The sequence below is a fragment of the Neorhizobium galegae genome, from assembly GCF_021391675.1.
Classification (GTDB): Bacteria; Pseudomonadota; Alphaproteobacteria; order Rhizobiales; family Rhizobiaceae; genus Neorhizobium; species Neorhizobium galegae_B.
Genome location: NZ_CP090095.1, coordinates 2,973,335 through 2,991,679 on the forward strand (window position 1 = coordinate 2,973,335; position 18,345 = coordinate 2,991,679).

The 18,345-nt window shown below is 62.4% G+C and carries 19 protein-coding genes and 1 pseudogene; 8 read left to right on the forward strand and 12 right to left on the reverse strand.

The window, feature by feature from the left end:
- Positions 1–614: 614 nt before the first annotated feature.
- Together sbmA and LZK81_RS14765 are read right to left on the reverse strand one after the other, a co-directional pair.
- Positions 615–1,895, reverse strand: a complete 1,281-nt coding sequence (gene sbmA, locus LZK81_RS14760; protein WP_046609199.1) for a peptide antibiotic transporter SbmA — start codon at positions 1,893–1,895, stop codon at positions 615–617.
- 129 nt (positions 1,896–2,024) lie between these two features.
- Positions 2,025–3,203 carry a YbfB/YjiJ family MFS transporter gene (locus tag LZK81_RS14765; protein ID WP_233953749.1) on the reverse strand — a complete coding sequence of 393 codons (1,179 nt, stop codon included), beginning with the start codon at positions 3,201–3,203 and terminating at the stop codon, positions 2,025–2,027.
- Between the two features lie 202 nt (positions 3,204–3,405).
- Here LZK81_RS14765 and LZK81_RS14770 point away from each other — a divergent pair, with 202 nt between their 5' ends.
- On the forward strand, positions 3,406–3,621 hold the full coding sequence (locus LZK81_RS14770) for a hypothetical protein (RefSeq protein ID WP_046603768.1): 216 nt from the start codon (positions 3,406–3,408) through the stop codon (positions 3,619–3,621).
- A gap of 49 nt (positions 3,622–3,670) precedes the next feature.
- Here LZK81_RS14770 and map read toward each other — a convergent pair whose 3' ends face one another.
- Complete coding sequence (gene map / locus LZK81_RS14775) at positions 3,671–4,426, reverse strand: type I methionyl aminopeptidase (RefSeq protein ID WP_046603767.1); 756 nt, start codon at positions 4,424–4,426, stop codon at positions 3,671–3,673.
- Between the two features lie 34 nt (positions 4,427–4,460).
- Positions 4,461–5,519: an LLM class flavin-dependent oxidoreductase gene (locus LZK81_RS14780; RefSeq protein WP_046604109.1), complete on the reverse strand. Its 1,059-nt coding sequence runs from the start codon at positions 5,517–5,519 to the stop codon at positions 4,461–4,463.
- A gap of 252 nt (positions 5,520–5,771) precedes the next feature.
- Between LZK81_RS14780 and LZK81_RS14785 the strand changes: the two genes are divergently transcribed.
- Entirely contained in the window at positions 5,772–7,145 is a 1,374-nt protein-coding gene (locus LZK81_RS14785) for a diguanylate cyclase (protein ID WP_046603766.1), read from the forward strand.
- Positions 7,146–7,264: 119 nt separating this feature from the next.
- Here the strand turns inward: LZK81_RS14785 and LZK81_RS14790 are convergent, their stop codons facing one another.
- A complete protein-coding gene (locus LZK81_RS14790; RefSeq protein ID WP_046603765.1) occupies positions 7,265–7,735 on the reverse strand; it encodes an SRPBCC family protein in 471 nt (156 codons plus the stop codon).
- Positions 7,736–7,889: 154 nt separating this feature from the next.
- Between LZK81_RS14790 and LZK81_RS14795 the strand changes: the two genes are divergently transcribed.
- Positions 7,890–8,189, forward strand: a complete 300-nt coding sequence (locus LZK81_RS14795; RefSeq protein WP_233953750.1) for a DUF1905 domain-containing protein — start codon at positions 7,890–7,892, stop codon at positions 8,187–8,189.
- A 185-nt stretch (positions 8,190–8,374) separates the two neighbouring features.
- Here LZK81_RS14795 and LZK81_RS14800 read toward each other — a convergent pair whose 3' ends face one another.
- From LZK81_RS14800 to LZK81_RS14810, 3 genes are all read right to left on the reverse strand, one after another.
- Positions 8,375–9,628, reverse strand: a complete 1,254-nt coding sequence (locus LZK81_RS14800) for an RNA polymerase sigma factor (RefSeq protein ID WP_233953751.1) — start codon at positions 9,626–9,628, stop codon at positions 8,375–8,377.
- Positions 9,625–10,014: a YciI family protein gene (locus LZK81_RS14805; protein ID WP_233953752.1), complete on the reverse strand. Its 390-nt coding sequence runs from the start codon at positions 10,012–10,014 to the stop codon at positions 9,625–9,627. The genes LZK81_RS14800 and LZK81_RS14805 overlap by 4 nt, the downstream gene beginning before the upstream one ends.
- Before the next feature lie 73 nt (positions 10,015–10,087).
- Entirely contained in the window at positions 10,088–10,951 is an 864-nt protein-coding gene (locus LZK81_RS14810; RefSeq protein WP_233953753.1) for a helix-turn-helix domain-containing protein, read from the reverse strand.
- A 135-nt stretch (positions 10,952–11,086) separates the two neighbouring features.
- Between LZK81_RS14810 and LZK81_RS14815 the strand changes: the two genes are divergently transcribed.
- The 4 genes from LZK81_RS14815 (at position 11,087) to LZK81_RS14830 (ending at position 13,778) form a co-directional block, all read left to right on the forward strand.
- A complete protein-coding gene (locus LZK81_RS14815; RefSeq protein ID WP_233953754.1) occupies positions 11,087–11,947 on the forward strand; it encodes an N-acyl homoserine lactonase family protein in 861 nt (286 codons plus the stop codon).
- 85 nt (positions 11,948–12,032) lie between these two features.
- Complete coding sequence (locus LZK81_RS14820; protein WP_233953755.1) at positions 12,033–12,740, forward strand: glutathione S-transferase family protein; 708 nt, start codon at positions 12,033–12,035, stop codon at positions 12,738–12,740.
- 46 nt (positions 12,741–12,786) lie between these two features.
- Complete coding sequence (locus tag LZK81_RS14825) at positions 12,787–13,257, forward strand: GFA family protein (RefSeq protein WP_233953756.1); 471 nt, start codon at positions 12,787–12,789, stop codon at positions 13,255–13,257.
- A gap of 92 nt (positions 13,258–13,349) precedes the next feature.
- Positions 13,350–13,778, forward strand: coding sequence for a VOC family protein (locus LZK81_RS14830; protein WP_233953757.1), 429 nt, complete (start codon positions 13,350–13,352; stop codon positions 13,776–13,778).
- A gap of 53 nt (positions 13,779–13,831) precedes the next feature.
- Here LZK81_RS14830 and LZK81_RS14835 read toward each other — a convergent pair whose 3' ends face one another.
- From LZK81_RS14835 to LZK81_RS14850, 4 genes and pseudogenes are all read right to left on the reverse strand, one after another.
- The gene (locus LZK81_RS14835) at positions 13,832–15,106 is read right to left on the reverse strand and encodes a D-alanyl-D-alanine carboxypeptidase (RefSeq protein ID WP_233956570.1); all 1,275 of its coding nucleotides are present in this window, start codon (positions 15,104–15,106) and stop codon (positions 13,832–13,834) included.
- Between the two features lie 119 nt (positions 15,107–15,225).
- Positions 15,226–16,719, reverse strand: a complete 1,494-nt coding sequence (gene glpK / locus LZK81_RS14840) for a glycerol kinase GlpK (RefSeq protein ID WP_233956571.1) — start codon at positions 16,717–16,719, stop codon at positions 15,226–15,228.
- Positions 16,720–16,887: 168 nt separating this feature from the next.
- A pseudogene (locus LZK81_RS14845) lies at positions 16,888–17,184 on the reverse strand (type II toxin-antitoxin system HicB family antitoxin); the annotation flags it as partial.
- Positions 17,185–17,200: 16 nt separating this feature from the next.
- Positions 17,201–17,389, reverse strand: a complete 189-nt coding sequence (locus tag LZK81_RS14850; protein ID WP_233953758.1) for a type II toxin-antitoxin system HicA family toxin — start codon at positions 17,387–17,389, stop codon at positions 17,201–17,203.
- Positions 17,390–17,546: 157 nt separating this feature from the next.
- Here LZK81_RS14850 and LZK81_RS14855 point away from each other — a divergent pair, with 157 nt between their 5' ends.
- Positions 17,547–18,323 (forward strand): 3-hydroxybutyrate dehydrogenase, encoded by a 777-nt coding sequence (locus LZK81_RS14855; protein WP_046603753.1) that lies wholly within the window; start codon positions 17,547–17,549, stop codon positions 18,321–18,323.
- Positions 18,324–18,345: the final 22 nt, after the last annotated feature.

The following is an 18,345-nucleotide window of genomic DNA, read 5'->3' on the forward strand; positions in this document are numbered from 1 at the left end:
GTTTGGGCGTAAAAGACCCCTCCCGGCCTGCCGGCCACCCTCCCCACAAGGGGGAGGGAGACCAAGCCGCTATGCCGGCGCCAAACTATCAACCTCGAACATCGGCCTCTGGGCACTCTCGCGATCGAAGATATGACCTCGTCGTCTTCGGAAACATCCATGCCCATGATAGAGAATGGTGAGCGCGCGGCATATCTCCCTCCCCCTTGTGGGGAGGGTGCCCGGCAGGGCGGGAGGGGTCTTTGCCGGGGACGATTTCACCCACCCGCGAAAAACTCGTCCAGCCTCATCAACCCCTTACCCGCATTCACGTCCCCGTCCATCCCCGCCTCCCGAAACCCGCTCCATAATCACCCCGTCATCGGATGGGAAACCGGGTTCGCGAACCGGCATTCTCCTCCAAGGGTTTTCGGACCCCGGTTTCCGGTGATGGCTGTCGAACGTGGTGGAACGGGAACTGACAACTCCCCAAAAGCTGCAGGAACCGGTCGGGGCAGGCAAAACCACCTACCTCCCATATACTCGACACCGCCTGCCCCATTCCCAAACCAAAACCGCGCCGGACAAGCCGTCCGGCGCGGCCAAAACTGCTGTCCTAAGACCTGTTATCCAAATCAATACGGCTTATCGGCCGCAAGTTCGCCGCCTTCGGCTTCACGCTCCAGGTAATGCTGGTCGATGGCCGGAAGCGGCTCATCATTGATCGCCGCCTCGAATGCCTTCAGACGCTTATGGATGGAGAGCAGTTCGATGATCGTCGACCAATAGCTGACCAGATACTGGAAACTGTCGCTAACCTGACCGAAGGCGGTGGAAATTTGCTGCCAGATGCCGAGCGTGATGCGACCGGCGACGAAGGTCGGCACAAGGATGAACAGCAGGAAAAGCGCATCCAGCTGGCCAAAGGAGTAACGCGCCACGTTGAAATAGAGATAGTGCCAGTACATGCGGAAATAGTTTCGCCGCACATTGGTGAACAGCTCACGTACGGTAACCGGATCCGCCCGATCAGCATGGTCCTCGCCGTAGACAAGTTCCTTGCGATAGGCAGCCTCTACACGCTGGTTACGGAAGTTCAGCCCGGGCAACTTGATGCCGGCAAGCGCCAGAAGCGCGGTGCCGAACAACGACCATACGATGGCCAACCAGAATAGCGCGTGCGGAATTGCACCGATAATCGGCAGGTCGTTGACATGCTCCGACATGGCGAAAAGCAGGGGCAGGAACACCACAAGCGTCATAACCGAATTGATCAGCGCCACCCCAAGTCCTTCGAGGATATTGGCAAAACGCATCGTGTCTTCCTGCACGCGCTGGGAGGCACCTTCAATATGGCGCAGCTTTTCCCACTTAGACATGTAAAAGTCATTCATCGCCGTGCGCCAGCGGAATACGTAGTGGTTGGTGAAGAAAGCCGTTGTCACGCTAAGGACAACGCCAACCGCGCCGATCTCGAAAAACCGCAACTGAAGATCATAGAACTGCCATGCCGTGATCCCCGGCTCGCGGGCCAATGCCCGTTGAAGGAGATCGAAAAACGGGCCGCGCCAATTGTTCACGGCAACAGAAATCTGCACACTGAAATAGGCGATAAAGATGATAAAAGCTGAGCCCCAGATGGACCAGTTCGCCCAGGGGTGATCCCTCTCGATAATTCTCCAGGCAACGCCGAATATGACCACGAATATCGTGAAGTAAAGATAGAACCAGAGGTTGTCGGGGGTGAAGAAAAAAGCAAGCCCGACAGGCGCCTTCTGACCCTCGGCAAGCGGCGGCAGGCCGATAGCGGACCCAACCTCTGGTCCAACGGTGTACCATACGAAGATACAAACGAGGGTCCATACCGCTGCGGACAGGAAAAACAGTTTTGGCCGGGGAAAGAAGGAGTGGAACACGGAGCTTTGGCTTTCCTGAGTTCGAGTCGGCGGGATGTCGGAAACGACTGTTGAGCCGGAAACTAAGGCAGTTCCAAGGGGGCGGCAATGGGCCCGTCACTTTGTTACGCAATTGTAACCGCGGGATTATTAGGAAGCGCTGCGCGCAACCGGGAGTGCGAGGAGAACGCAGACGACAAGCGCCGCCGCCGCGATCAGCGTCGGGGCGACAAAACTGCCGCCGCTTGCTTCAGCGATCCAGCCGGCCACAAGCGGGCCGATGATCTGGCCGGTGCCGAAGGCGGCGGTGGCAGAGGCGAGCGCGCGGCGCGGGCTTTCCGGCGAGAGTTTCCGGCCGATCTGCAGCCCGTAGGCGGTGATCACCATGAAGGTGACGCCGAGCAGCAGCCCTCCGACAAGCGCCCCGGCGGTCGGCGGCAGCATGACCGAACCGAGCACCCCGACCATCTGCAGCCCGAGCGCTGCGGTATAGGCCTTGGCGAGCCCGAAGCGATTGACCACCGGCCGCCACAGGATCAGCGAGACGGCGGCGGCCGAACCGGTCAGGAACCAGGCGAGGAATTCGACGATCGGACCGGCATTGCCGATCCGGGCGATGGTCACGAGGAAGGTCGCGGTGATCACGTAGCCGAAGCCGAACAGGCCATAGGAGGCGGTGAGCAGCACGAGCGGCCTGCGCCATTCAAGCGGCGGCTCGACCGTCGAACCGGTGCCGATCGCCTGCTTCGGCAGGATCCAGGCGACTGCGGCGAGCACGACGAGCACGATCCCCGCACCGGCAAGCCAGTTCATGCGCCATCCATGGGCGCCATCGCCGGCCATCGCGTTGACGACGAAGACCAGCGCCGAAGACAGTGCGATGCCGAGCCCGACACCGCCGAAATGCAGGACGTTCACATTGTCGCGGCCGACCGCATAGGGCAGCACGATCGACGAGGTGAAGATCATCGCAAGCGCGCTCGCAAGCCCTGCCAGAAACCGGATGACGATGAAGGCGACGACGGAATCGGTCGCGGCCATGGCAGCGAGCAGTATCGCAGTCGCCAGAAGCCCGCCGAGGGCCACCTTGCGCTCGCGCCCGGCCGCCCAGCCGTAGGCCGACAGGATGGCGCCGACGAGGTAGCCGGCGAAATTGCCCGCGGCGATATAACCCGCATCCGCCGCCGAAAGCGGGATGCCCGTCATCATCCCGGGCAGGATCGGCGTGTAGAAGAAGCGCCCGAACCCCATCGCCGCCGCCATGGCGATCGAGCCGGCAAAGCCGATCAGCAGGGGGCGGTGCGAATAACTCGTATTGATCTGCAGCATGGCACGGTTATCGCAGCCGCGCCCGGTCGCGGCAAATGAGGAATTTTCATTGCAGCGATGCACCGGAATGATGGATCGGTACACAAGCAATCGTGCATGTGCCGCGACGATTTGGTGCAGTGCATGACGGAAATCGTCTTGCTGCTGACATGAAAGCCAGCCAATCTCTCACCCATCGCCATCGGGGCGCGGAGGCATGCGCATGGAACATGACCTGACCCTATCCGAAGTACTCGTCGATCCGTTGATCACCCAGCTTCGCCAGGCCGACGCCGTCGGTTACGCCGCTTTTGCACAATTGCTGCAGAGCGCGGCACGCGTCCATACGCGCCAGATGCTTGGAAACCTTCAGACCGAGCGCACCGAAGCCTTCTATCGTCGTGTCGATGCCGTGTCGGGCGGCAACAAACACAACTGACCGATCTGCCGTAACGGCAGCATTTTTCCGTAACGGCAGAAGTCTTCGCTCAATCCGCAAGCGTCAGGATCAGCGGCCCGTTGCGGGTCGCGACGATCGTGTGCTCGTATTGCACGGTAGGTGCCTTGGGATCGCTGTAGAGCGTCCAGGGATCGCCATTGCCGCCGTCCTCGGCCCAGTTGGCACCGAGCGACAGGAACGGCTCGATGGTGAACACCAGTCCGTCTTCCATCGAGCGCGTCTCATGGCGGTCCGGCCAGGTCGGGATTTCCTTCGGCTCGTCATGCAGCGTCAGCCCGATGCCGTGGCTCGAAAGATTGGTGATCAGCGTATAGCGGTTCTTCTTGGCGAAGGTCCCGATCGCATTGCCGATGCCGGAAAGAGGCTTGCCGGCCTTGACCTGCTGCAGCCCGGTCCAGAGTGCGCGGCGGCCGTCGCGGCAGAGTTTTTCGATCTCGCGCTTCACCGGCGGCACTGCGTAGGAGGAGCCCGTATCGCCGAAGAAACCGTCCTTGACCGCCGACACGTCGATATTGACGAGGTCGCCCGCCTGGATCACCCGATCGCCCGGAATGCCGTGGGCGACTTCCTCGTTGACGCTGATGCAGGTGGCGCCCGGAAACTGGTAGCAGGTCTCCGGCGCCGATTGCGCGCCGTTGTCTTCGAGAAACTTGCGGCCAATCGCGTCGAGCTCCCGGGTGGTGATGCCCGGCTCCAGTGCCTTCGCCATCGTTTCCATCGCCTGCGCGCAAAGCCTGCCGATATCCTTCAGCTTGGCCAGTTCGTCTTCGGTGGAGATAACCATGGTCTGCTTTACGTCCTAACGCGTCCTAACTCGATCAGGCGGCCGGTTTCGCGCCATCGGCCGAGCCCGTCAATTCTTTTCTGACAAGCGGCGCCACTTTCGTGCCGTAGAGCTCGATGCCGCGCATCACCTGGTCATGCGGCATTGGACCGATCGCCATCTGCAGCAGGAACCGGTCCATGCCGAACACCTTGTGTGCGGCGATGATCTTTTCGGCCACCAGTTCCGGCTCGCCGAGGAAGAGATTGCCGAGCGCCGAGCGCGCCTCGTCGAAATGCGCCCGGTTGGTCGGACCCCAGCCGCGTTCGCGACCGATGCGGTTCATCACCTCCGCCTGGGGGCCGTAGAACTGGTCGGCGGCGGCCTGCGTGCTGTCGGCGATGAAGCCGTGCACGTTGATGCTGGTCTTCAGCCCAGCCGGATCCTGGCCGGCGCGGCGGGCGGCCTCGCGGTAGAGGTTGAAGAAGGGTGCGAAGCGCGGATATTCGCCGCCGATGATGGCAACCGCGAGCGGCAGGCCCATGGCCCCTGCCCGCGCCACCGATTGCGGCGTGCCGCCGACGGCGATCCAGATCGGCAGTTGCCTCTGCAGCGGGCGCGGATAGACGCCGCGGCCGTTGATCGGCGCGCGCTTCTCACCCTGCCAGGTGACGATTTCCTCGTCGCGGATGGCGAGCAGCAGGTCGAGCTTTTCGGTGAACAGCTCGTCGTAGTCGCCGAGGTCGTAGCCGAACAGCGGATAGGATTCGATGAACGAACCGCGGCCCGCCATGATCTCCGCTCTCCCATTCGAAATAAGATCGACGGTCGAAAACTGCTGGAAAACCCGCACCGGATCGTCGGACGAGAGCACCGAGACGGCACTGGTCAGCCGGATGTTTTTGGTGATCGCGGCTGCCGCGGCAAGCACGGTGGAGGGCGACGAGACCACATAGTCGGGGCGGTGGTGTTCGCCGAGCCCGAACACGTCGAGCCCCACCTGATCGGCAAGGGCGATCTCCTCCAGCAGATTCCTGATCCGCCTTGCGCCTTCTGCGCCCTTGTCCAGTGCCGCGGCATCGACATCGCCAAAAGTATGAAGCCCGAGTTCCATCTTGCAAAAATCCATTCGTTGATACCCGTCAGATAGTTATCGGGCGCGTTTGGCGCAAATGCTATTCTTTCGAAGGGAACGTTCGATGGAATGGATGGGTGCGGGGGCGACGGGCGCCGCCGGCCCCGTGACTTGGCAACCGGCACGAGACTATGAGATTTTGGGCGCAAACATAGGTTTAGATTCTAAGAGAATGGTAATCCATCGGGCGTATTCTTCCCGGCCAACAGGAACAGCGTTTTAGGCAATCGAATGAATGACGGCACCGGAAATCGGCCTGACTCGGACTTTCCGAACCTGCAATCATCGAACGACATCCTTATTGTCGAGGATTCCGCCGCTCTTTCGGCCTTGCTGCGACAGCGGCTCGAGCGGGAGACTGCCGGCAGGACCTTTTGCTGTGCGAGCCTGGAGCAGGCTCGCACGCTGCTGGCAGGGCAGAAATTCACCCTGGCCCTGACCGGCCTCAACCTGCCTGACGCGCCCAACGGCGAGATCCTTGCCCTGCTTGCCGAATACGCGGTTCCGACAATCGTCTTCACGGCAACCTCTGAGACGGACGCCACGATCCGCTACACGGAGCGGAAGATCATCGACTACATCGTCAAGAGCGACAACACGACGGTGGATACGGTCGTCAGGACGGTGAACCGCATCCTGACCAACAGCGCCTTTTCCGTTCTCGTCGTCGATGACGCGAGATGGGCCCGCTCCGGTCTGGTCGAGATCATGCAGCGGCAGAACTTCCGTGTCCTCGAAGCCCTTTCGGGCAAGGAGGCCCTGGACATGCTTGCCGAGAACCCATCAATCGAATTGGTCATCACCGACTACAACATGCCCGACATGAACGGACACGAACTGACGAGGCGCATTCGCGCAACCCGGCCTTCGGACGAACTGCGCATCATCGGGGTTTCGTCTTCGTCCGACCGCGGCCTTTCCGCAAGCTTCCTGAAGGCCGGCGCGTCGGATTTCATCTACCGTCCCTTCGTCCCGGAAGAGCTGCAATGCCGCATCGACAACAATGTCGAAACGCTGACCCAGCTGAAGCGGCTGCGTTACCTGGCGGAACGAGATCATCTGACGGGCCTCGCAAACCGCCGCTTCTTCTTCGAGAAGAACCCGCCCCTGGAGCCTGCACCGGCAAACGACGCGGTTGCCATCCTCGACATCGACCATTTCAAGTCGGTCAACGACACCTACGGCCACGAGGCCGGCGACCAGGTGCTGAAGCGTCTTGCCAGTACCCTCAGGGAGATGACCATCGACAAGCGATACCTCGCCGCCCGCCTCGGCGGCGAAGAGTTCGCAATCTACATGAAGGATACCAATGCCTTCCAGGCCCACTCCTTCTGCGAGCAGGTACGCAGCCGCGTCCAGACCACCAGCATCCCGCTGCAGGACAAGGACATATCGGTGACCATCTCCATCGGCGTCATGGAAATGGAGGAGCGCGAGACCTTCGGCAACCAGCTCAACGCCGCCGATCAGCTTCTCTACATGGCCAAAAAGAACGGCCGCAACCGCGTCTATTCGAGCCTGACGATACCGGAAGCGCTGATCCCCCAGCCGCAGGAACCGCAGGAACCCCGTACCCGAGTGACCCGGCGCCCCGGCACCCGGTGACTTGCCAAACGAAGTTTCGAATCCGTTTTCAAAGACTTCCGGCAGCCTTCTGAATCAATCCCGAAAGCGCATCGAGGCGGGTGAGCCGCCCGAGCTTGGCCCGGGCGGCTGCCCATTCTTCAGAAGGTCTTGGCGACCTGTTCCAGCTGGTCGGCGACGATGCCCCAGCCGACCGTGAAACCCATCTGTTCGTGGGCCTGCTTGTCTTCCTCGGTCCAGTGATAGGCCGTCGCGATGTATTTCGTGCGGCTGTTGCCGAGGTCCTCGAATTCGACGACCGCGGTCATGAACGGCTTTTCCGACGGCACCCAGGCGCTCGTATAGGCGTCGGTGAAGACCAGCTTCTTGTTCGGCACGACTTCCAGATAGATCCCGTAATTGGGGATCTTCTCGCCGTTCGGTCCTTCCATCAGGATGAAGCTCGACCCGCCGGCCCGCAGGTCCATCCGGGCCTCCGTCACTTTCCACGGCTGCGGGCAGAACCATTCGCCCATCCGTTCCGGCGTGGTCCAGGCCTTGTAGAGCTTTTCGGCCGGCACGTTCATTTCGCGGACGATCTGCAATGCGTGCTTGGCGGTATTGGCGGTCATTGTCGGTCTCCCTCGAGGTTTCACAAAACATCTCATCCGATGTTGAACCTAGGACGTGTGGCGAGCACGATATCCGACAAGTGCCATGGAATTTTTTTCGGCTCATGGGCCAAATATCCTCGGGAATGGGATGGCAGGCATCGGGAGGGGAACCGTGACCCAGTTCAGATTCGAGGCCGAAGTCATCCACTGGCGAGGTCCCTCGCCCTTCTTCTTCGCGCCGCTCCCTTTGAGCCATGCCGAGGAAATCAGACGGCTGTCAAAGCTTCTCACCTATGGCTGGGGCGTGATCCCGGTCGACGCGACGATCGGCGGCGTTTCGTTCTACACCTCGCTCTTCCCGAAGGACGAGACCTATCTGCTGCCGCTGAAGGACGCAGTGCGGAAAAAGACCGGCATCACGGCGGGCGACACGATCGCGGTCGAGATGACGCTTCGGCCCCCGCGGCGGTAACAGGGGCTTCGCGTGCGAGGCTGCCCCTCACCCTAACCCTCTCCCCGCTTGCGGGGAGAGGGGACGTGCCTCGCGAGGCCGTTGAGGGCATGGAGACGGCGCGGCTTGCGTCCTTCTCCCCGCAAGCGGGGAGAAGGTGGCGGCAGCCGGATGAGGGGCAGCCCCATATGCGAGCAACCTAGCCCCTACACCGCCGGCGGCGTCACCGCGCCGAGCTTGTCGATCTGCTGGCGGATATGGGCGCATTCGGCCGGCGAGTTGGCAAGCGCGATCGCCCGGTCGAAGGCTTCGCGGGCTTCGGCTCTGCGGCCAGCCTGCATCATCAGCCCGCCCTTGACCCCGTGGAAATAGAAATAACCGTCGAGCTTGTCGGCAAGCGGCGCGATCATGTCGAGCGCCGCCTCCGGCCCTTCGAGCTTGGAGACCGCGACGGCCTTGTTGAGCGTCACCACCGGCGACGGCTGGATGCGCTCCAGGAGACCGTAGAGCATGGTGATCTCCTTCCAGTCCGTATCCTTCGGTGTCGGGGCGCGGGCATGCAGCGCCGAGATCGCCGCCTGCACCTGATAGGGGCCGGGCTTGCGGTGGCGGATCGCCTTGTCCAGCAGCGCCAGGGCCTCGTTGATCAGCTTGCTGTCCCAGCGGCTGCGGTCCTGATCCTCAAGCAACACGATCTGGCCGTCCTTGTCGATACGGGTCCTGGCACGCGAATGCTGCAGCAGCATCAGCGCCAAAAGGCCCATGATCTCCGGCTCGGCCGGGAAGATCCGCAGCAGGAGGCGAGCGAGCCGGATCGCCTCGTCGCAGAAGGCGGCGCTGTCGGGATTGGTGATGCCGGCGGAATACCCCTCGTTGAAGACGAGATAGATCATCGACGAGACGATGCCGAGGCGTTCTGCCCGTTCCGAAGGTCCCGGCGCCTCGAAGGGCACGCCGGCCTTGGCGACGCGCGCCTTGGCGCGGGTGATGCGCTGTTCCATGGCGCTGTCGCCGACCAGGAAGGCCCGGGCGATCTGGGCGACGCTGAGGCCCGAGACGATCCTGAGCGCCAGCGCGATCTGCTGGGTCGCCGGCAGGTCCGGATGGCAGCAGATGAACATCAGCCGCAGGATGTCGTCGCGGTAGTGGGAATTGTCGAGCCGGTCTGCCATGTCGCCTTCGGCATCGGACAGATCGGAGAAGGCTTCCTCCTCCGGCAATGGATCGTTCTTGGAGCGCTTGCGGACCACGTCGATGCCGCTGTTGCGGCCGACGAAGATCAGCCAGGCGGCCGGATCGCGCGGCGGCCCCTTGTCCGGCCAGGTCCGGATGGCGCGCAGGCACGCCTCCTGAAAGGCCTCTTCCGCGGTATCGAGATCGCGGAAATAACGAAGGAGCGCACCGAGCGCCTGCGGCCGGGCGGCCGTCAGGGCAAGCTCGATCCAGGCAATATCTGTCATGTCTTGGTCTCGCCATGTTTGATCTCGCCGGGATGGAAGACGAGGAAGGGCCGGATTTCATAGGAACTGGAGCCGGGATTGACCGCCGACAGCGCCTTTGAAAAGGCGACCGCTTCTTCCAGCGTCTCGACGTCGAGCGTGTAGAAACCGAGCAGCACTTCCTTGGTTTCCGCAAACGGCCCGTCGAACACCAGCGGTTCTTCCTTGCCTTTTCGCACGGTGGTGGCAGCGGTCGTCGGCATCAGCCGTCCGACCGGGCCGAGCTTGCCGGCCTGCGCATAGGGCGTCTGCACCTCGATGAGCCGTGCCATGACGGCATCCTCTTCCTCCTTGGACCAGGCGAAGACGGTTTCCTCATGGGCGTAGCAAAGGATGGCGTAAAGCATGCGTAGCTCCTTCTCCTAATGAAGACGAAGGATTAGCGCGGGTCCCGACAGGGCGCAGCAATTTTTTGATGGATCAGCGCCGGCCGGTCGGGCTGGTGCCGAACGTTTCGCGGAAACGGCGGGAGAAATGCGACCGCGAGGCGTAACCCGCCGCCTCCGCCGCCGCGATGCTGGACGCGCCTGAGGCAATTGCACTGTGGGCCGCCTTCAGGCGCTCGCGGCGCAGAATGGCGCGAAAGGACGTGCCCTCAGCCGTGAGATGACGGCGCAGCGTCGAGGCGCCGATACCGAGCTCTCCCGCCATGTCGGCGACGCTCCAGGGCTCGGAGGGTGCGGTGGCGATCAGCCATGCGACCTCTTCCGAAAGGCTCTGGCGAAACAGCGCCCGCGCCTCCGGCAGAGGCCTGAGCAGCGCCAGGACCTCGGTCAGCCTCAGGCGCTTGATCGTTTCGCTAACGGCACCGTCGGTTACCGCCGCCGCCGCATGGCAGAGCGCTTCCACGAGATCTTCGCCGAGCGGGATGCCGAACGAACCCGCCTCGCCGCCTTCCAATCGCTCCGTTGCCGAAAGCGGAGCAATCCCCTCCGGCAGCGAGGGAACGTCGAGGCGCAACGCGACGTAGAACCCGGTCGTCTCGTCGGGAATGTTGACGACATCCATCGGCACCTTGCCCGGAAGGACGAAGACGGAGCCAGGCGGGAAGACATGCGTCCGGTCGCCGAGCCAGATTTCCTTATGGCCGTAGAGCACGATGCCGATCATGGGATCTTCGAGCTCCAGCGCCTTCACCTTCTCCCGGTCGAAACAGCAATAGATGAACAGCTGCTCCGCATAGGCGTTCATGCCGGGCTTCAGCCGCCCCGCCACCATGGGGCGCAGGCGGTCGAGCAGGCGGCGGGAGAGATCGGGCAGGCGCTGGGTGACGATCAGGTTCATCGCCGCACTATAGCGGAGGATGCCAGTCGAAAAATACCCCGAGCGAGCGTTTCGGGCTCAAGTCGGCAAAAATCCGGCCCTGACGAAGCATGGAACGGGGGCAGAAGGCGGTGGCTTCAACGCAGGAGACTTTTGATGAAGACCATAGCCACTCTTTCCACCCTTGGCGCTTCCATTCTGGCCGCAGGCGTCGGCCTCCTCGCCCTGTCCGGCTCCGCCCAAGCCGCAGCCGATCTCGAACTGTGGCGGCTCGATTGCGGCTCGGTCGTGGTCAAGGACCTGTCGAGCTTTTCCGATACGTTCGCCTATAAAGGCGAAAGCCGCACCCTGACCGACAGCTGCTATGTGATCCGCCACGGCGCCGATTACCTGCTCTGGGATACCGGCCTGCCGGCGGCCCTGATCGGCAAGGCGCCGGACCTCTCACAGCCGCTGGCACCGTCACTGAGCGTCGACATCCCGACCCAGCTCGCAAAGATCGGCATCAAGTCGGACCAGATCGGCATCGTCGGCATCAGCCACAACCACTTCGACCATATGGGCCAGGCCTCGACCTTCCCGAAAGCGACGCTGATGATCGGTGCCGGCGACTGGGAAAGCCTACACGAAAATCCCCTGCCCTTCGGCGTCATGCCTGCGCTCGTCCAGCCCTGGATGGATGGCAAGGCGAAGCTCGATCCGGTCTCGGGCGACCGCGACGTGTTCGGCGACGGTTCGGTGACGATGCTGGCCATGCCCGGCCACACCAAGGGCGAGACGGCGCTGCTCGTCAAACTGCCGCAGAGCGGACCGGTCCTGCTCTCCGGCGACGTCGTGCATTTCGAAGAGCAGATCGGAAACAACGGCGTGCCGCCCTTCAACATCGACCGGGCAGAAAGCCTGGCCTCGATGGAGCGCATGAACCGGATCGCCAAGCAACTGAACGCAAAGCTGGTCGTCCAGCACGATGCAAACGATATCGGCAAGCTGCCGGCTTTCCCGGCCAGCGCCCGCTGACTTCGATGAGATCGCCACTGGCGCATCGCGCGCCGGTGGCTATATTCCGCGGGAACAAAAATTCTGCCTCCCAAGGAACCCCTACATGGCCGACCTTTCCGCCTTCCCGATCACTTCCAAATGGCCCGCCGAAAACCCGGACGTGCTGCAGCTCTATTCGACGCCGACGCCGAACGGCGTGAAAGTGTCGATCATGCTGGAAGAGATCGGCCTGCCCTACGAGCCGCATTTCATCAATATCGGCGCCAACGAGACCTGGGGTCCGGAATATCTGTCGCTCAACCCGAACGGCAAGATCCCGGCGATCCTCGATCCCAACGGCCCCGGCGGCAAACCGCTGGCGCTGTTCGAGAGCGGCGCGATCCTGATCTATCTCGCCGAAAAGACCGGCAAGCTGATGTCGTCGGATCCGGCGACGCGCTACGAGACCATCCAGTGGGTGATGTTCCAGATGGGCGGCCTCGGGCCGATGTTCGGCCAGCTCGGTTTCTTCCACAAGTTCGCCGGCAAGGACATCGAGGACAAGCGCCCGCGCGACCGCTATGCCAAGGAATCGCACCGCATCATCCGCGTCATCGAAACCCGGCTCGAAGGCCGCGACTGGATCATGGGCGACGAATATTCGATCGCCGACATCGCCATGCTCGGCTGGGTCCGCAACCTGATCGGCTTCTACGGCGCCGGCGAACTGGTCGAATACGACCAGCTGAAGCGCGTGCCGCAATGGCTGGAACGCGGCCTCGCAAGGCCCGCCGTCCAGCGGGGCCTCGATATTCCGAAACGCCCGGCCTGATCAAACGCCGCAAGCGGCCCTAGTTCATGGGGAGATGGAGGTAAAGATGCCCAAGCCCACTCTCCCCATGCCAAATCTCCCTATGGAAGGTGGCTGCCGTTGCGGACGGGTACGCCTGAAGATCAGCGCACCGCCGATCCTGACCATGGCCTGCCACTGCACCGGCTGCCAGAAGATGAGCGCCAGCGCCTTCTCGCTCTCCGCCGCGATCCCCTCCCAGGGGTTCGCGGTGACGCAAGGCGAGCCGGTGATCGGCGGCCTGCATGGCAGCGACGCCCGCCACTACCACTGCCCGCACTGCAAGAGCTGGATGTTTACGAAGCCGGTCGGCATGGACTGGTTCGTCAACCTGCGTCCGACCATGCTCGATGACGCGCAATGGTTCGCGCCCTTCGTCGAGACATATACGTCCGAAAAGCTGCCCTGGGCGGCGACCCCGGCGGTGCATTCCTACGAAACCTTTCCGCCGATGGAAGCCTATGAGGGCCTGGCGAAGGAATTTGCGGGACGGGATTGATTTTTTCCCACCCGATGTCGGCATCTCCTTCTCCCGTTCGTCCTCGCATTGTCCGGCATGGACGAGAACGATCCGAACAAGGAGGGAAAATCATGGATACGAATGCCCAGACGAACGACAAGCAGGCGCCATCGCCCGTCCGCGGCGGCGTCGTCGCCTATCTTCAGCTCGACGGCGCGATGAGGGCTGCCGAATATTACAAAAAGGCCCTCGGAGCAGAGATCGAGTCCTTCCATCCGGTGGATGACCAGGGCCGCACGATGCACATTCATCTCTATATCAACGGCAGCTCGGTGATGCTCTGCGACCCCTATCCGGACTACGGCCACCCCCTCGAAAAGCCGCAGGCCTTCACCATGACGCTGCCGGTCGACGATATCGATTTCTGGTGGAAACGCGCCGTCAATGCCGGCATGACGGTGGAAACCGAGTTGCAGGTAATGTTCTGGGGCGACCGCTACGGCCAGGTCCGCGACCCCTTCGGCGTCGCCTGGGCGATGAACGCGCCGGTCAAGGGCTGACTCGTCCGCGAAAACCGGCACGCCGCCGGTGATCCGGCGGCGGGCTTGTTGGCCTATCGCACCACGAAGCAGCTGATCGCCTTGGCCTGCAGGACCGAACAGGCCCGCGTGGCTGAATCGCCATCCGCAAAACCGACGAGACGGGCGCGGTAGATTTGCTTGCCGCCGTCGGCAGAACTTTCGACACTCGGCGTGACACCGCCATACCCCTGGGCGAGCAGCGGCACTGCCTTTTCGAGCAGCGCGGATGCCTGATCGCGGCTGGCGGCCGCGGCGATCTGGATGCGCCAGACCGAGCCCCCGGACTGCGGGGGCGTCATTGCCTGAGAAGACGCGGTCCTGGATGGTGCGGTCGGGGATGGCACAGCGTTCGGAACATTGGCCCGGGGCGTTGCATAGAGGTTGGCGATCGCGGTCTTGGGCGTAACGCCAAGCGTGATCTCCTTGCGTGGCGAAGGCGTCGCAAAGGCGAGCGGCAGCGTGTCTTCGGCGGGTCGTTTCTGGGTCTCGAATGCCACCAGACCGCCGGACGCGGCATTGTTGCCCGGTACGTACCGGTCGAGAAGCGCCGCCATCTGGTCGTCACGCTTGCGGGCGGTCTTGCCGCCCATGACGACGCCAATCACCCGCCGGCCGTCGATGGTGACGGCGCTGGCGATATTGTAGCCGGAAGCGTTGGTAAAGCCGGTCTTGACGCCGTCCATGCCGGGATAACGGTACATGAGGTTGTTGTGGCCGCGCAGGCGCTTGCCGCGGAACTCCATGTTCCTGGCTGAAAACAGCTGGTATTCCCTGGGAAAGTCGCGGATGAGCGCAAGAGCCAACTGGGCCATGTCCCGTGCCGTCGTTACTTGGGAGTCGTCCGGAAGGCCTGATGCATTGCGGAACACGGTACGGCTCATGCCGAGCGCGCGGGCCTTCCTGGTCATCATCTCCCCGAAACGGTCTTCCGAACCGCCGAGATAATCGCCCATCGTCGCAGCCGCGTCATTGGCCGAGCGCACGATCATGCCGTTGACGGCCTCTCGCACGGTAATTGTCCGGCCGGCGGGCACACCGAGCTTGGAGGGGATCTTCGACGCCGCATTCGGCGTCATGGGGATGTCCTGATCCCATTTGAGGCGACCCTCGCGCAGCGCCTCGAAGGTCATGTACAGCGTCATCATCTTGGTGAGCGACGCAGGATGGTTGATCTCGTCGGCACTCTCCGACGCCAGAACCTTGCCGCTCTTCACATCATAGATGAAATGGGCGTAGCCGGCCTCGGCCGTACGGCTCACCGCCAGAGAGGCGCCAAGCACCAAAAGGAAAGCCAAAATCTGCTGAATTCGAAACATGCCGCCCTCTCTAAGTCGCCAGCGAAGATAAGGCAACGAACATGGTGCGAAAATGACGCATTACGGATTTAAATCTAATTTTAACAAGATGGTTAATTGAAAATAAGGACTTAGGCATTTGTCAGCGTCCTCCTGACAGCATCCTTCCAGCCACGAATCTTCGCGGAACGGGTCTTTTCATCCATCTGCGGCTCGAATCGCCGCTGCCGCGCCCAGCTTTTCGCGAACGCCTTTTGGTCGGGCCAGACGCCCGCCTTGGAGCCTGCAAGCCAGGCCGCCCCGAGCGCCGTCGTCTCGAGGATAGTCGGCCGATCAACCGGCGCATCGAGAAGATCGGAGAGCCGCTGCATCGTCCAGTCGGAGGCGACCATGCCGCCGTCGACACGCAGCACGGTGTTGCCGTTGGCGTTGCGCCAGTCCTTCTGCATCGCGTCGTAAAGGTCGCGAGTCTGGTAGCAGACCGCCTCCAGCGCGGCGCGGGCGAATTCCGCAGGCCCGGTCGCACGCGTCAGGCCGAACATGGCGCCGCGCGCCTCCGCATCCCAGTAGGGTGCTCCAAGCCCAGTGAAAGCGGGCACCAGGTAGACCTCCTGCTGAGGATCGGCTTGCTCCGCCAACTCGCCGGTTTGGGAAGCTCTTTCGATGATGCCGAGCCCGTCGCGCAGCCATTGCACGGCGGCGCCGGCGATGAAGATCGAGCCCTCCAGCGCATAGGTCGTCTCGCCGTTCAGCCGATAGGCGATGGTGGTGAGCAGCCGGTTCTTGGAGCGGACCATGTCGGCACCGGTATTCAGCACCGCAAAACAGCCGGTGCCGTAGGTGGACTTCATCATGCCCGGTTCGAAACATGCCTGGCCGATGACCGCCGCCTGCTGGTCGCCGGCAACACCGAGGATCGGGATCGCCGCGCCGAACAGGCCTTCGTCGGTGACGCCGAATTCGTCGGCGCAATCCTTGACCTCCGGCAGCATGGCGGCGGGAATGCGCAGGATTTCGAGAAGATCCTCGTCCCAGCGGTTATCGGCGATGTTGTAGATGAGGGTGCGCGAGGCATTGGTCGCATCGGTGACGAAGCTTTTTCCACCGGTCAGGCGCCAGATCAGGAACGTGTCGATCGTGCCGAAGCAGAGCTCGCCCTTGGCCGCCCTCGCCCGCGCGCCCTTCACGTTGGCGAGCATCCAGGAAAGCTTGGTGCCGGAAAAATACGGATCGAGCAGCAGGCCGGTGCGGCGGGTAAACAGTTTTTCGAGGTCCTGGCGCTTCAGCTTTTCGCAATAGCTGGCGGTGCGGCGGTCCTGCCAGACGATGGCGTTGTGGATCGGCTTGCCGCTTTCGCGCTCCCAGACGACGACCGTCTCGCGCTGGTTGGTGATGCCGATTGCGGCAATCTCGGAGGCCTTGAGCTTGGCTTCCTTCAGAGCCTGCTTGATCGCCCAGAGAACGGTCTCCCAGATCTCTTCCGGATCATGCTCGACCCAGCCGGATTTCGGGAAGATCTGGGTGAATTCCTTCTGGCCGATGCCGGCGATCCGCATGTCGCCGTCGAACACGATCGCCCGTGTCGAAGTCGTCCCCTGATCGATCGCCAGAACATAACCCGCCATGCCGCTCCTCCCAGTCCATGCAATGCGCCCGGAAGGTTTGAACAGAAGGAACAAAGGAGTGTCAAACGGAAATGAAGAGTCACCCCCCATCTGGGCGATACGCCGGGTCATCCAGGCGACATAGGATGTGCGCGTCATCGAGCGGCGGCGCGCCTCCTGATCGATAAAAGCGAGAACATCCTCGTCCAGCATCATGTTCGCGCGCACCGCGCGGCCACTGAGCCGTATCAAGGGCACGCTGATCAGCGTGCATCCTTCCGGAACCTCGACTTCTTCCGGCGCGCTTGGTTGGACCAAGGCAACCTTGTCCTTTTCGGTCTCGATTGCGTAGTCGCGCAGCGCCTCCTCGGCATTGAGCATCGCCTCGTCCAAGGTCTCACCCATGGCCACGATGCCATCGATATCCGGAAACGTGACACCATAGGCGCCAGCTTCTCCATCGATCAGGGCGGGGTAGCGGTCCATAGGATTTCCTTTCACATCAATCCGGCCATCCGGCCTTCCTTGCGATCGAGCGCGCGACCATCGGCGACACTTGGGTATGGCGCGGCACCGTGATGATGCCCTCGATCTTCGGGTGTCGGTAGATATCGTGGCCGGCGCCATGCCGGTCCAGATACCAGCCATCCTTTTCAAGGCGGCGCCTTATTTTGGCAGTATTGGTTTCCATTCGGCGCCCCTCACGGCGTGCATATATATGCACAATCTCATTGAAAGGCAAGAAAGAGAGGAATTGCCATCCCGCGGAATTTGCGCATAACCTGCCGTGATCATTGCGGCGCGCAAGAACGCCGCCCGGGAAGACTGGATCGCAGGGAGATTTGGGCATGAGCAGAACCGTCGTCGTCACCGGCTCCACGAGCGGCATCGGGCTCGGTGTAGCGAAAGCGTTCGCCGCCGAGGGCGCCAATGTCGTCATCAACGGTTTCGGGCCGGCCGATGCGATCGAGGCGGCCCGCCGCGAACTCGATGCGCTTGGGACAGGCACGGTGCTTTATCATGGCGCCGACATGACCAGGCCCGCCGAGATCGAGGACCTCATCGCAACCGCCGCGAAGACCTTCGGCACGGTCGATGTTCTGGTCAACAATGCCGGCATCCAGCATGTGGCCAAGATCGAGGAATTCCCACCGGAAAAATGGGATCAGCTGATCGCCATCCTGCTGACGTCGGCCTTCCACACCATGCGCCATTCCATTCCCCTGATGAAGGCGGCTGGCAAGGGCCGCATCATCAACGTGGCGTCCGCCCACGCGCTGGTCGCCTCGCCGTTCAAATCCGCCTATGTGGCTGCCAAACATGGTATTTTAGGACTAACCAAAACGGCGGCCTTGGAACTTGCGGAATTCGGGATTACCGTGAATGCGATATGCCCGGGCTACGTGCTGACCCCATTGGTCGAGAAGCAGATCCCCGACACCGCCCGCGAGCGCGGCATTACCGAGGACCAGGTGAAGACCGAGGTGATGCTGAAGCTGCAGGCGACCAAGGAGTTCGTGGCGATCGAAGAGGTCGCGCAGGCCGCAATCTACCTCGCCAGCGATGCGGCGAGGAGCATTACCGGCACGCATATCTCGATCGACGGCGGCTGGACCGCGCAATAACTGGCCAATAGCTGGATCGACC

Bases quoted from the DNA above. Each gene is read 5' to 3' on its own strand.
- LZK81_RS14765 (WP_233953749.1), bottom strand. From the start codon at position 3,203: ATGCTGCAGATCAATACGAGTTATTCGCACCGCCCCCTGCTGATCGGC.
- LZK81_RS14770 (WP_046603768.1), top strand. From the start codon at position 3,406: ATGGAACATGACCTGACCCTATCCGAAGTACTCGTCGATCCGTTGATC.
- map (WP_046603767.1), bottom strand. From the start codon at position 4,426: ATGGTTATCTCCACCGAAGACGAACTGGCCAAGCTGAAGGATATCGGC.
- LZK81_RS14780 (WP_046604109.1), bottom strand. From the start codon at position 5,519: ATGGAACTCGGGCTTCATACTTTTGGCGATGTCGATGCCGCGGCACTG.
- LZK81_RS14785 (WP_046603766.1), top strand. From the start codon at position 5,772: ATGAATGACGGCACCGGAAATCGGCCTGACTCGGACTTTCCGAACCTG.
- LZK81_RS14790 (WP_046603765.1), bottom strand. From the start codon at position 7,735: ATGACCGCCAATACCGCCAAGCACGCATTGCAGATCGTCCGCGAAATG.
- LZK81_RS14800 (WP_233953751.1), bottom strand. From the start codon at position 9,628: ATGACAGATATTGCCTGGATCGAGCTTGCCCTGACGGCCGCCCGGCCG.
- LZK81_RS14805 (WP_233953752.1), bottom strand. From the start codon at position 10,014: ATGCTTTACGCCATCCTTTGCTACGCCCATGAGGAAACCGTCTTCGCC.
- LZK81_RS14810 (WP_233953753.1), bottom strand. From the start codon at position 10,951: ATGAACCTGATCGTCACCCAGCGCCTGCCCGATCTCTCCCGCCGCCTG.
- LZK81_RS14815 (WP_233953754.1), top strand. From the start codon at position 11,087: ATGAAGACCATAGCCACTCTTTCCACCCTTGGCGCTTCCATTCTGGCC.
- LZK81_RS14820 (WP_233953755.1), top strand. From the start codon at position 12,033: ATGGCCGACCTTTCCGCCTTCCCGATCACTTCCAAATGGCCCGCCGAA.
- LZK81_RS14825 (WP_233953756.1), top strand. From the start codon at position 12,787: ATGCCCAAGCCCACTCTCCCCATGCCAAATCTCCCTATGGAAGGTGGC.
- LZK81_RS14830 (WP_233953757.1), top strand. From the start codon at position 13,350: ATGGATACGAATGCCCAGACGAACGACAAGCAGGCGCCATCGCCCGTC.
- glpK (WP_233956571.1), bottom strand. From the start codon at position 16,719: ATGGCGGGTTATGTTCTGGCGATCGATCAGGGGACGACTTCGACACGG.
- LZK81_RS14850 (WP_233953758.1), bottom strand. From the start codon at position 17,389: ATGGAAACCAATACTGCCAAAATAAGGCGCCGCCTTGAAAAGGATGGC.
- LZK81_RS14855 (WP_046603753.1), top strand. From the start codon at position 17,547: ATGAGCAGAACCGTCGTCGTCACCGGCTCCACGAGCGGCATCGGGCTC.